The following is an 11649-nucleotide window of genomic DNA, read 5'->3' on the forward strand; positions in this document are numbered from 1 at the left end:
GGCCGCGCCCCCCCCCCCCCCCCCACCCCCCCCCCCCCCCCCCCCCGCCGCCCCCCCCCCCCCCCCGGGGCGGGGGGGGGGGGGCGCCCCCCCCCCCCCCCCCCCCCGGGGGGGGGCCCCCCCCCCCCCGCGGGGCGCGCCCCCCCCCCCCCCCCCCCCCCCCCCCCCCCGGGGGGAGGGGAGGTCTAGCGCCGTGCTCAGTCACTGATCGTAGTTAGTTCGCCCGCCCCACCCCCGTCATTCCGGGGCGCTCGCGTCAGCGAGCGAACCCGGAATCTCGAGGTGATGGAAAAGAACCGGCGCACAACAACTTCTGGATTCCGGGTTCGCGCGTTTCCCGCGCGCCCCGGAATGACGGAGTGTGGAGCTAGAAGAGTCGTTCTTTCCTGAAGTCCGCAATTAGTATGCGGGACGACAGCCGCTCTTACTTATAAATATCCTTGTACGTCTCGCGCAGGACGTTCTTCTGGACCTTGCCCATGGTGTTACGCGGCAGGTCGTCGACGAAGATCACCTTCTTGGGCATCTTGAATTTGGCGATCTGGCCGTCGAGGCTCTTGATCACCTGCGTCTCGTCGATCGGCGCGCCCTTGGTCCGCACCACCACGGCGGTGACGCCTTCGCCGAAATCGGCATGGGGCACGCCGATCACGGCGGATTCGACCACGCCCGGCATGGCGTCGATCTCGCTTTCGATTTCCTTCGGATAGACGTTGAACCCGCCGGTGATCACCAGATCCTTGCCGCGGCCGAGGATGTGGACGTAGCCGCGCTCGTCGATCTTGCCGAGGTCGCCGGTGATGAAGAAGCCGTCGTCACGGAATTCCGACTTGGTCTTCTCCGGCATCCGCCAATAGCCCTTGAACACGTTCGGGCCCTTCACCTCGATCATGCCGATCTCGCCGATCGGCAACTCCCGGCCGGTCTCCGGATCGGTGACGCGCGCCGCGACGCCCGGCAGCGCCGGCCCGACCGCGCCGGGGACGCGGTCGCCGTCATACGGGTTCGAGGTGTTCATGTTGGTCTCGGTCATGCCGTAGCGCTCGAGCACGGCGTGACCGGTGCGCGCCTGCCATTCGCGGTGCGTATCGGCGAGCAGCGGCGCTGATCCGGAGATGAACAGCCGCATGTGGCTGGTCGTTTCCTTGGTGAGCCGCGAGCTCTGCAGCAGGCGGGTGTAGAAGGTCGGCACGCCCATCAGCACGGTGGCACGCGCCATCAGGTCGATGATCTTGTCGGGATCGAGCCTCGGCAGGAAGATCATCGCGGCGCGGGCGAACAGCGTGACGTTGCTGGCCACGAACAGGCCGTGCGTATGATAGATCGGCAGCGCGTGGATCAGCACATCGTCGGGCGTGAAGCGCCAGTAGTCCACCAGCGTCAGCGAGTTCGACGCCAGATTGTCGTGGCTGAGCATCGCGCCCTTGGAGCGCCCCGTGGTGCCCGAGGTGTAGAGGATGGCGGCGAGATCGTCGGCGCCGCGCGGCACCGTCGCGAAGTCTTCGTTTGCCTGCGCGGCCGCATCCGTCAGCGAGCCCTGGCCGTCCGCCCCGAGCGTCTCGACGCGCGCGCCGACCTTGGCGGCGAGCTCGGCGATGCCGTCGCGCTTGCCAGGATCGCACACCACCAGCTTGGGCTCGGCGTCGCCGATGAAGTAATCGAGTTCGTGCAGCGTGTAGGCGGTGTTGAGCGGCAGATACACGGCGCCGGCCCGCACCGTCGCCAGATACAACACCAGCGCCTCGACCGATTTCTCGGTCTGCGCCGCCACGCGGTCGCCGGGCTGCACGCCGCGATCGATCAGGACGTTGGCGACGCGTCCGGCGCGGGCCACCAGCTCGCCATAGCTGATCCGGCCGCCCTCCGCAGTTTCGATCGCGAGCTTGGCGGGATCGGCGAGCCCGTCGAACAGACGGGAAAACAGATTGGCGCTCATGGGGATGTTCCGTCAGGCTGCGAAAAGGCAGCACTGCAATAACAACAACGCCGATCCGAGCGCAACGGCCGGCGACAGCCCAAGCGGCTAGGAACGGTCGACGCGGCGTTCGGTTTCGCCCTGCGACAAAAAAGAAATCCTGAAACGGCGCCCGAAACCTCCCGTAACTCCGCTCGACAAGGCACTCCGCCCACGGCGCTCTCGCCGGTGCGGGCCGGGTCATCAACCGCCCGCTTCACTTGCGCGGGTCTTCAACCAAACGGGAGACGAGAGATGTCCAAGCGAATTGCTTTTCTGTCCGCCGCCGCGCTCAGCGTGCTGACCCTCAACGCCGTCGTGACGGTGCCGGCGTCGGCCGAAGACAAGATGATGATGAAGAAGAGCGAGATGAGCGGCGACAAGACCGTGATGGTCGGCGGCGCGCCGATGTATCCGTCGAAGAACATCGTCGAGAACGCGGTCAACTCCAAGGATCACACCACCCTGGTCGCCGCCGTGAAGGCCGCCGGCCTCGTCAAGACGCTGGAAGGCAAGGGTCCGTTCACCGTGTTCGCCCCGACCAACGCCGCCTTCGGCAAGCTTCCGGCCGGCACCGTCGACACGCTGGTGAAGCCGGAGAACAAGAAGCAGCTCACCAAGATCCTCACCTATCACGTCGTGCCCGGCAAACTCGTCGCCGCTGACCTGACCGACGGCAAGAAGCTGACCACCGTCGAAGGCGAGACGCTGACCGTGAAGCGCATGGGCGACCAGGTGATGCTGGTCGACTCCAAGGGCGGCAGCTCGACCGTGACGATCCCGAACGTCAATCAGTCCAACGGCGTGATCCACGTGGTCGATACCGTCCTGATGCCGTCCTAATCGGACACCGGCCGCTCCTCACGTCCCCCGGGAGCGGCCGGACGAAGTGGCTCCCTGGCCGCTTCGCGAGGCGCGGGCCGCATGCGGCTCGCGCTTTCGTGATCACCACCTCGGTTCTATGCTGGCGATCGTGAGGGAGTGACCGTAACGAGGCGGGGTTATGGTTGGGCGAAACGCCTCCTCCACTTTGACCATCCCGTTTCAGGACAGTAGCCGATGTCGAGCACGACGATCAGCGATCAGACCGGCGCCGCGCGCGTCGAGGGCGCCGCCAAAGTGATCCAGCCCGCCTGGGTGCGGATCATGCACTGGATCAACGCGGCCGCGATGATCGCGATGATCATGTCGGGCTGGCAGATCTACAATGCCTCGCCGCTGTTCGACTTCCAGTTCTCGCGCAACATCACGCTGGGCGGCTGGCTCGGCGGCGGATTGTTGTGGCACTTCGCCGCGATGTGGGTGCTGGTGATCAACGGCATCCTGTATGTGGCGCTCGGCTTCGCCACCGGCCGCTTCCGCCGCAAGCTGTGGCCGATCTCGCCGCGCGGCGTGGTGTCGGATCTCGCCAAGGCGGCGACCTTCCGGCTGTCGCATGCCGACCTGTCGGTTTACAACTACGTGCAGCGTCTGCTCTATGTCGGCATCCTGCTGGTCGGCGTGCTGATCGTGCTGTCCGGCCTGTCGATCTGGAAGCCGGTGCAATTCCAGGCGCTCACCGCACTGTTCGGCGGCTACGACACCGCCCGCTACGTGCACTTCGCCGCCATGACGGCGATCTGCGCCTTCCTGGTCGTGCACATCCTGCTCGCGCTGCTGGTGCCGAAAAGCCTGCGCGCGATGATCATCGGGAGATAGGCCATGATGCGTATCAAATCCCTGCTGATACCCGGTGTCGACAAGAAGCTGCTGGTCAAGGACGCCGCGGCGCTGATGCCGGACGTCAGCCGCCGGCGCTTCCTCACTGGCGGCGCCAGCCTCGGGGCGCTGACGCTGCTCACCGGCTGCGACGTGGTCGACGGCGCATCGGCCGAGACGCTGCTCGCCAAGGTGTCGAAATTCAACGACGCGGTGCAGGCGGCGATCTTCAATCCCGACACGCTGGCGCCGACCTATTCGGACAAGGACATCACCCGCCCGTTCCCGTTCAACGCGTTCTATTCACTGGACGACGCGCCGACCATCGACGGCAAGGAATGGGCGCTCGAAGTCACCGGGCTGGTCGATAACAAGAAGAGCTGGACGATCGAAGAGCTCGGCAAGTTGCCCGAGGTGAGCCAGATCACCAGGCACATTTGCGTCGAGGGCTGGAGCGCGATCGGCTCGTGGAGCGGCACGCCGCTGCGCGATTTCCTCAAGCTGGTCGGCGCCGACACCCGCGCCAAATACGTCTGGTTCCGCTGCGCCGACGACTACACCTCGCCGATCGACATGCCGACCGCGCTGCATCCGCAAACCCAGATGACGTTCAAATACGACGGCCAGGTGCTGCCGCGCGCCTACGGCTACCCGATGAAGATCCGCATCCCCACCAAGCTCGGCTTCAAGAATCCCAAATACGTCGTGTCGATGGAAGTCACCAACGACTACAAAGGCGGCTACTGGGAAGACCAGGGCTACAATTCGTTCAGCGGCCTCTGACGTCCCACCCCACCCACCGTCATTCCGGGGCGCGCAGCAAAGCTGCGCGAACCCGGAATCCAGAAGTGATGAAAAAGAACCAGCCACCGAGATTCCGGGTTCGCTCGCTGCCGCGAGCGCCCCGGAATGACTCGTGGAGAGGCCCGTCCAGCCGCGCTGCTTGCGAAAAGTTCCCCGATGGCCCCGCGGCTGATGGCGTGTTGGCGGTGTCATCGCCGTGGTGATAGCGTCGCGCAGCAAATCGAAACGGGAGGGACGTATGATTCGAGCCATGTTGTGCACCGCTGCGCTGATCGGCTTCACCGGCAGCGCGCTGGCGGCCGACACCGCCAAGGCGCTGCTGAAGAATGCCGCGGGCGCCGAGATCGGCACCGCCACCCTCACCGAAGGCGCCAAGGGCGTCGCTATCAAGTTGAGTCTGAAGGGGCTGCCGCCCGGCGAGCACGCCTTCCACGTCCACGCCGTCGGCAAATGCGAGCCGCCGTTCACCTCGGCAGGCGGCCATTTCAATCCGGACAACAAGAAGCACGGCAAGATGGCCGAGGGCGGTGCCCATGCGGGCGACATGCCGAACCTCGAGATCCCGGCTTCGGGCGCACTCGACATCGACGTCACCAACGACGCGGTGACGCTCGCCAAGGGCAAACCGAATTCGGTGTTCAAGGACGGCGGCACCGCGCTGGTGATCCACGCCAAGGCCGACGACTACAAGTCCGATCCCGCCGGCAACGCCGGCGACCGCATCGCCTGCGGGGTAATCGAACAGGCGAAGTAACCGTCCAGGCGACCGTCATCCCGGGGCGAGCGTCGCGTTTCCAGGGCATTTCATTCCGGGGCACGCGTCGGGTTTCAGGGCATGTCATCCCGGGGCGCGCGTCGCCTTTCCAAGGCACGTCATTCCGGGGCACGCGCGCAGCGCGTGAACCCGGAATCCCGACCTGTTCTGCGCCGACGCACGTCGCACCAACCACCGGATTCCGGGCTCGCTCGCTGCGCGAGCGCCCCGGAATGACGTCCGTGGGTGAATTATTACTTCAGCGGCCGTTGAAACGCCGACAGCACCGCGCCGAGCGCCAGCGTCGCGGCCGACACCGCCAGCGCCGAGGACAGGTTGCCGATCGCATCGGTGATGGCGCCGACCACCAGCGGGCCCAGCGTCTGGCCGATGCCGAACGCAATCGTCATGGCGGCGATCGCCCCCGGCCATTGCGCCTGGCTGTAGTTGAAGCGCACGAACGCGGTGGTCGAGGCCACCACGGCGAAGAACGACACCCCGAACGCCAGCGCCGAAATCGCCAGCATCGCGGTCGACAGCCCGAACAACGGCAGCGCCGCGCCGATCGCGTTGACGGCCAGGATGATGGTGGTCGACAGCCCGCCGCGGTGCAGCGCCATCACCCGCCGCCAGACCCAGGGCGTCACGAAGGCGCTGCAGCCGATCAGGCACCAGAACGCGCTCTGCGCCGCGGCGCCGCCGCCGGCGTCGCGCACATAGGCGATCATGAAGGTCATGTAGGCGATGTAGCCGGCGCCGAACATGAAGTAGCCGGCCAGATAGATCAGCACCGGCCGCACCCGGAAGCTCGCCGGCATCTCGCTGCTCATGGTGGCGTGGCTGTCGAGCGGCGCCAGCAGCAGCGGCAGCGTCATCGCGGCGCCCAGCGCCCCCATCACCAGCCAGCCGATCCACCATGAGCCAGGCCCCGCCGCCTGCAGCAGAAACGGCGTGATCAGCCCGGACGACAGAATGCCGATGCCGGGCCCCGCATAGAACAGGCTGAGCAGGAACGCCGAGCGCGCCGGTTGCGACTGCGCGATGATGGTGGCGAGCGCGCCGCCCGCCACGAACGCCAGCGCCGCCCCGACCCCGGCGATCAGCCGCGCCGCCGACAGCAGAATGAAATTGCCCGACGCGGCGCAGATCGCCAGCGACAGCACGCAGGCCAGCGTCCCGGCGCGGACGATCGCGGACAGCCCATAGCGCTGCACCAGCCGCGAGGTGATCAGCGCGCCGACCAGATACCCCGCCGCATTGACGGTGTTCATGAATCCGGCGGCCGAATACGACCAGCCCAAGCTGTCGCGCATGTCCGGCAGCAGCAGCGAATAGGCGAAGCGGCCGATCCCGAGGCCGACCGTGGGTGCTAATGACAGGATCAGGATCAGGCGCGCGGCATGCGGCTGCGCCTCGGTGCGGTCGAGCAGGGTCAAGCGTTTCTCCCGCCGCCATAGTGACAGCGAGTTCGCCATTTGGGCAACAGAGCCGCCCGCAACACTGTCTTGCCAAGCCCGCAACGGCGCTTTAGCACTCGCGCGGATTTCCCACAGGTCGTCATTGCCGGGCTCGACCCGGCAATCCAGCTTCTTCGCGAAAATGGATGGATGCCCGGGTCAAGCCCGGGCATGACGACCTTCCTAATATCGAGGTCTCAAATGGCGACGCATAAACTCCTCCTTCTCCCCGGCGACGGCATCGGCACCGAAGTGATGGCCGAAGTCAGCCGGCTGATCGACTGGCTCAACAAGGCCGGCATCGCCAAATTCGAGACCGAACACGGCCTGGTCGGCGGCGCCGCCTATGACGCCGACAAGGTCGCGATCACCGACGCCACCATGGCGCTGGCGCAGGCCTCCGACGCAGTGATCTTCGGCGCGGTCGGCGGCCCGAAATGGGACGGCGTGCCCTACGAGGCGCGCCCCGAGGCCGGCCTGCTGCGGCTGCGCAAGGATCTGGCGTTGTTCGCCAATCTCCGCCCGGCGGTGTGCTACCCGGCGCTCGCCGAGGCCTCCAGCCTGAAGCCCGACGTGGTCGAAGGCCTCGACATCATGATCGTGCGCGAGCTGACCGGCGGCGTGTATTTCGGCGAGCCGAAGACCATCACGGATCTCGGCAACGGACAGAAGCGCGCGGTCGACACCCAGGTTTACGACACCTACGAGATCGAGCGGATCGGCCGGGTAGCGTTCGACCTCGCTCGCAAGCGCCGCAACAAGGTCACCTCGATGGAGAAGCGCAACGTCATGAAGACGGGCGTGCTCTGGAACGAGGTCATCACCCAGCTGCACGGCCGCGACTACAAGGACGTCGAGCTCGAGCATCAGCTCGCCGATTCGGGCGGCATGAACCTGGTGAAGTGGCCGAAGCAGTTCGACGTCATCGTCACCGACAACCTGTTCGGCGACATGCTGTCCGACATCGCGGCGATGCTGACGGGGTCGCTCGGCATGCTGCCGTCGGCGTCGCTCGGCGAGGTCGACGCCAAGACCGGCAAGCGCAAGGCGATGTACGAGCCGGTGCACGGCTCGGCGCCCGACATCGCCGGCAAGGGCATGGCCAATCCGGTGGCGATGCTGGCCTCGTTCGGCATGGCGCTGCGCTATTCGCTCGACATGGGCGAGCTCGCCGACAAGCTCGACGCCGCGATCGCCGCGGTGCTGGCCAAGGGCCTGCGCACCGCCGACATCAAGAGCGAAGGCTCGACCGTGGTGTCGACCAGCCAGATGGGCGAAGCCATCGTGGCCGAGCTGCAGGCGCTGCACGGCTGAGGCTGAGGCGGGCCGCTTCGCCGGCCGCTCCCCGTAGGGTGGGCAAAGCGAAGCGTGCCCACGCCGACGCCTGAGTGGTGAACGCCGAACCCGTGGGCACGGCGCTGCGCGCCTTTGCCCACCCTACGGGCCCAGGTCCATAAAAAATGCCCGGCTCAGCCGGGCATTTTCGGTTCTGGATGTCTTATCCCGATCTCGGCGTCGCTCAGTACAGCGGGAAGCCGGTCGGGTAGCCGCCCAAATCCGACGGCGGGTTGAGCGGGGCGCGGTCGATCGGGCGCTGGCCATTCTCGCGGGCAAAGGAGTAGCCGGGCGGGTTGGCATAGTCGGTGAACTTGCGGTCGCCCGGCAGCACTTCGGTGCCGGCATCGAGCCACGAGCGCTTGGTGATGTAGACGCGGGTGCGCGGGCCCGACTGGTACGACACGTTCGGACCGCGGTCGCCATAGCGAACCTGGTCGTTCGACCGGTAGACACGCTTCTTGGAGGCCTGCTGCGCGTCTGCGGAGGGGATGCCGGTCGCGATCACGGCTGCCGTCGCGAGCAGCACCGCAAACGTCTTGGCGGCATTGAATTTCAGGGTCATCGGGTCCTCATCGACAGACGCATTGCGAATTACGCCTCTTTCTAGCCGTGCCTGTGGCATTGCCACAAGGTCAATCGGGCAACACCGCGAGCAATAATGCAATCCGGGCCTTGCCAGAATGTTGCATCGATTCCAGCGCTTTAATCCATTGCGCGAATCATTGTCATAACGCCCCGCGCAACCCGAAAGGTGGCGCGCCCGAGGCTGTCCGGCCTGCCGCGCCCGGCGCCGGGCGGCGCGCCGTGTCCCTGCGGCCGCCATCGGCATCCGCGCCGGCGTCGCTGGCCAGATCGATCCGGCCCGCGAAAGCGTCCGTCGCCGCCGTGATCGCCATGTCGGTCAGCGGTGCGGCGGCGTAAACGACGGCGCTGCCGATCAGCGCCAGAGCACCTACATAGACCACGAGGCCCATCAGCGTGCGGCCGCAGTCCTCCGCAAATCCGGCGAGCGCCGGGTGGGTCCGAGAGGCATCAGCCTGGCGTGGCGGGTTGGGTCGCATCGGCAAAGCTCCAGGCGGAAGGGCACGCAAAACGCCGGTGCGGCGGATGCCGCAAGGCAGGTATCAAGTTGTGTTGCGGGCGTTTCTCGCATAGAAGCGCTGGCTTCTCCTTTCCGCGCCTGGGCGCGGCGAAGCGAATTTCTTCGGAGAGTGAACGATGGGTTATAAAGTCGCGGTGGTGGGTGCGACCGGCAATGTCGGGCGCGAGATGCTCGGCATTCTGGACGAACGCAAGTTCCCGGCCGACGAGGTGGTGGCGCTGGCGTCGCGCCGCTCGGTCGGCGTCGAGGTGAGCTACGGCGACAAGACCCTGAAATGCAAGGCGCTGGAGCATTACGACTTCAGCGACGTCGACATCTGCCTGATGTCGGCGGGCGGCGAGGTGTCGAAGGAATGGTCGCCCAAGATCGGCGCGCAGGGCGCGGTCGTGATCGACAATTCGTCGGCGTGGCGGATGGATCCGGACGTGCCGCTGATCGTGCCGGAGGTGAACGCCGCGGCTGCCGCCGGCTTCACCAAGAAGAACATCATCGCCAATCCGAACTGCTCGACCGCGCAGCTTGTGGTGGCGCTGAAGCCGCTGCACGACTTCGCCACCATCAAGCGCGTGGTGGTGTCGACCTATCAGTCGGTGTCGGGCGCCGGCAAGGATGGCATGGACGAATTGTTCTCGCAGACCAAGGCCGTCTACACCAACTCCGAGCTGGTGAATAAGAAATTCCCGAAGCGGATCGCCTTCAACCTCATCCCGCAGATCGACGTCTTCATGGAAGACGGCTTTACCAAGGAAGAGTGGAAGATGGTTGTCGAGACCAAGAAGATTCTCGATCCCAAGATCAAGCTGACCGCCACCTGCGTGCGGGTGCCGGTGTTCGTCAGCCATTCGGAATCGGTCAATATCGAGTTCGAGAATCCGATCTCGGTCGACGAGGCGCGCAACATCCTGCGCAGCGCGCCGGGCTGCCTGGTGATCGACAAGCACGAGCCCGGCGGCTACGTCACGCCGTATGAAGCCGCCGGCGAGGATGCGACCTATATCAGCCGCATCCGCACCGACCCGACCGTCGACAACGGCCTGGTGCTGTGGTGCGTGTCCGACAATCTGCGCAAGGGCGCAGCGCTGAACGCGATCCAGATCGCCGAAGTGCTGATCAACCGCAAGCTGATCACCGCCAAGCAGAAAGCGGCGTAGTCCGTCGTCTGACAGGTCACGACAGCGTGCCGGGCTTGATGCCGTCGAGCCCGGCGATGACGGATCCTTGGTGCGCGGTCCGTTTTGACTGGCCCTCCCCGACAGGCAGTGTTGATCCATGACCGAGACTCAGACCAGAGCAAAAGCCGGCGCCACCATCATTCCGGTGACGCCGTTTCAGCAGAACTGCACGCTGCTGTGGTGCGAGGCCACGCGGAAGGCGGTGGTGATCGATCCGGGCGGGGACGTGCCGGAGATTCTGGCGGCGATCGAGAAGGTCGGCGTCAGCGTCGAGGCGATCTGGCTGACGCATGGCCACATCGATCACGTCGGCGGCGCCGCCGAGCTGCGCGACGCGTTGAAGGTGCAGATCATCGGGCCGCATCGCGACGATCAGTTTCTGCTCGACAACGTCGTGAACAGCGGCCGCAGCTTCGGCATCGACGGCGTGCGCGATGTCACCACCGATCGCTGGCTCGACCAGGGCGACAGCGTCGAGATCGGCGAGCTTAAATTCCAGGTACTGCATTGCCCCGGCCATTCGCCCGGCAGCGTGGTGTTCTTCAACGAGGCGATGCGCTTTGCGCTGGTCGGCGACGTGCTGTTCGCCGGCTCGGTCGGCCGCACCGATCTGCCCGGCGGCAACCACGCGACGCTGATCAGCTCGATCAACGACAAGCTGCTGCCGCTCGGCGACGACGTCGGATTCATCTGCGGCCATGGCCCCGGATCGAGCATCGGCCAGGAGCGCTTGACGAATCCATTTCTGACCTGACGCTGGTGCGTTCTGGTGCAGCCGGACGCGCAAAGGCCAGACGCGCAAAGGACGGACCGCGCGAAGCGGCCCGTCCCGTGCACTCATTCAAGACTCAGCCGGATCAGTCGATGATTTCGACGATGCGGTGGGTACGCGGCTCGACCAGCACGGTGCGGCCGTTGACCACCGTGTAGCGATAGTCACGCGCGGCGCTGAAATTATCCGGGACTTCGTAGTAGGTCACGCCATCGGCCGGCAACACGGCACCGACGCGGACTTCGTCACGATACGAGTAGGACGGCCGGCGCTGCTCGACGACGTAGGAGCGGAAGCGCGGACGGTCGTCGACGCCGAGGATGCCGCTGACACCGCCGACTACGCCACCGATGGTGCCGCCGACGACTGCGCCGATCGGGCCGGCGGCGCGCTCGCCTTCACGCGCGCCGCGCTCGACGCCGCCCGGGACGCCCTGGGCGTTGGCGACGGCAGGAGCAGCAAGCGCGAGAATAACAGCGGCAGTTCCGACAAAGCGATTGAACATGATTGAAGCTCCATAAGTAGGAAAGGTGCATGACAAGTCGCCGCACGATGATCCGTTCCGGCGCTGCAGCACGTCACCTGCAGAAGAATCGGC

At 66.1% G+C, this 11649-nt stretch carries 12 protein-coding genes; 7 read left to right on the top strand and 5 right to left on the bottom strand.

Going from position 1 to position 11649, the window contains the following annotated elements:
• Positions 1 to 424: 424 nt before the first annotated feature.
• Positions 425 to 1936, bottom strand: a complete 1512-nt coding sequence (locus LPW26_RS18345; protein ID WP_238736978.1) for a malonate--CoA ligase — start codon at positions 1934 to 1936, stop codon at positions 425 to 427.
• A gap of 273 nt (positions 1937 to 2209) precedes the next feature.
• On the opposite strand from LPW26_RS18345, the gene LPW26_RS18350 reads away from it, so the two are divergent.
• From LPW26_RS18350 to LPW26_RS18365, 4 genes are all read left to right on the top strand, one after another.
• Complete coding sequence (locus tag LPW26_RS18350) at positions 2210 to 2797, top strand: fasciclin domain-containing protein (RefSeq protein ID WP_238736979.1); 588 nt, start codon at positions 2210 to 2212, stop codon at positions 2795 to 2797.
• 216 nt (positions 2798 to 3013) lie between these two features.
• Positions 3014 to 3652, top strand: coding sequence for a cytochrome b/b6 domain-containing protein (locus tag LPW26_RS18355; RefSeq protein ID WP_238736980.1), 639 nt, complete (start codon positions 3014 to 3016; stop codon positions 3650 to 3652).
• 6 nt (positions 3653 to 3658) lie between these two features.
• The gene (locus LPW26_RS18360; protein ID WP_406677867.1) at positions 3659 to 4435 is read left to right on the top strand and encodes a molybdopterin-dependent oxidoreductase; all 777 of its coding nucleotides are present in this window, start codon (positions 3659 to 3661) and stop codon (positions 4433 to 4435) included.
• 259 nt (positions 4436 to 4694) lie between these two features.
• A complete protein-coding gene (locus LPW26_RS18365; protein ID WP_238736982.1) occupies positions 4695 to 5210 on the top strand; it encodes a superoxide dismutase family protein in 516 nt (171 codons plus the stop codon).
• A 254-nt stretch (positions 5211 to 5464) separates the two neighbouring features.
• On the opposite strand, the gene LPW26_RS18370 is transcribed toward LPW26_RS18365, so the two are convergent.
• Positions 5465 to 6646 carry a YbfB/YjiJ family MFS transporter gene (locus LPW26_RS18370; protein WP_238736983.1) on the bottom strand — a complete coding sequence of 394 codons (1182 nt, stop codon included), beginning with the start codon at positions 6644 to 6646 and terminating at the stop codon, positions 5465 to 5467.
• A 222-nt stretch (positions 6647 to 6868) separates the two neighbouring features.
• Here LPW26_RS18370 and leuB point away from each other — a divergent pair, with 222 nt between their 5' ends.
• A complete protein-coding gene (gene leuB / locus LPW26_RS18375; RefSeq protein WP_238736984.1) occupies positions 6869 to 7981 on the top strand; it encodes a 3-isopropylmalate dehydrogenase in 1113 nt (370 codons plus the stop codon).
• Positions 7982 to 8186: 205 nt separating this feature from the next.
• On the opposite strand, the gene LPW26_RS18380 is transcribed toward leuB, so the two are convergent.
• Together LPW26_RS18380 and LPW26_RS18385 are read right to left on the bottom strand one after the other, a co-directional pair.
• Entirely contained in the window at positions 8187 to 8567 is a 381-nt protein-coding gene (locus LPW26_RS18380) for a hypothetical protein (protein ID WP_238736985.1), read from the bottom strand.
• Between the two features lie 163 nt (positions 8568 to 8730).
• On the bottom strand, positions 8731 to 9066 hold the full coding sequence (locus LPW26_RS18385; protein ID WP_238736986.1) for a hypothetical protein: 336 nt from the start codon (positions 9064 to 9066) through the stop codon (positions 8731 to 8733).
• A 157-nt stretch (positions 9067 to 9223) separates the two neighbouring features.
• Here LPW26_RS18385 and LPW26_RS18390 point away from each other — a divergent pair, with 157 nt between their 5' ends.
• Both LPW26_RS18390 and LPW26_RS18395 read left to right on the top strand, forming a co-directional pair.
• Positions 9224 to 10258, top strand: a complete 1035-nt coding sequence (locus LPW26_RS18390) for an aspartate-semialdehyde dehydrogenase (protein ID WP_238736987.1) — start codon at positions 9224 to 9226, stop codon at positions 10256 to 10258.
• 118 nt (positions 10259 to 10376) lie between these two features.
• Entirely contained in the window at positions 10377 to 11033 is a 657-nt protein-coding gene (locus tag LPW26_RS18395; RefSeq protein WP_238736988.1) for an MBL fold metallo-hydrolase, read from the top strand.
• Between the two features lie 103 nt (positions 11034 to 11136).
• Here the strand turns inward: LPW26_RS18395 and LPW26_RS18400 are convergent, their stop codons facing one another.
• Positions 11137 to 11556 (bottom strand): DUF1236 domain-containing protein, encoded by a 420-nt coding sequence (locus LPW26_RS18400; RefSeq protein WP_238736989.1) that lies wholly within the window; start codon positions 11554 to 11556, stop codon positions 11137 to 11139.
• Between the last annotated feature and the right edge of the window lie 93 nt (positions 11557 to 11649).

The sequence above is a fragment of the Rhodopseudomonas infernalis genome (assembly GCF_022271405.1).
In the GTDB taxonomy this organism is placed as follows: Bacteria; Pseudomonadota; Alphaproteobacteria; order Rhizobiales; family Xanthobacteraceae; genus Rhodopseudomonas; species Rhodopseudomonas infernalis.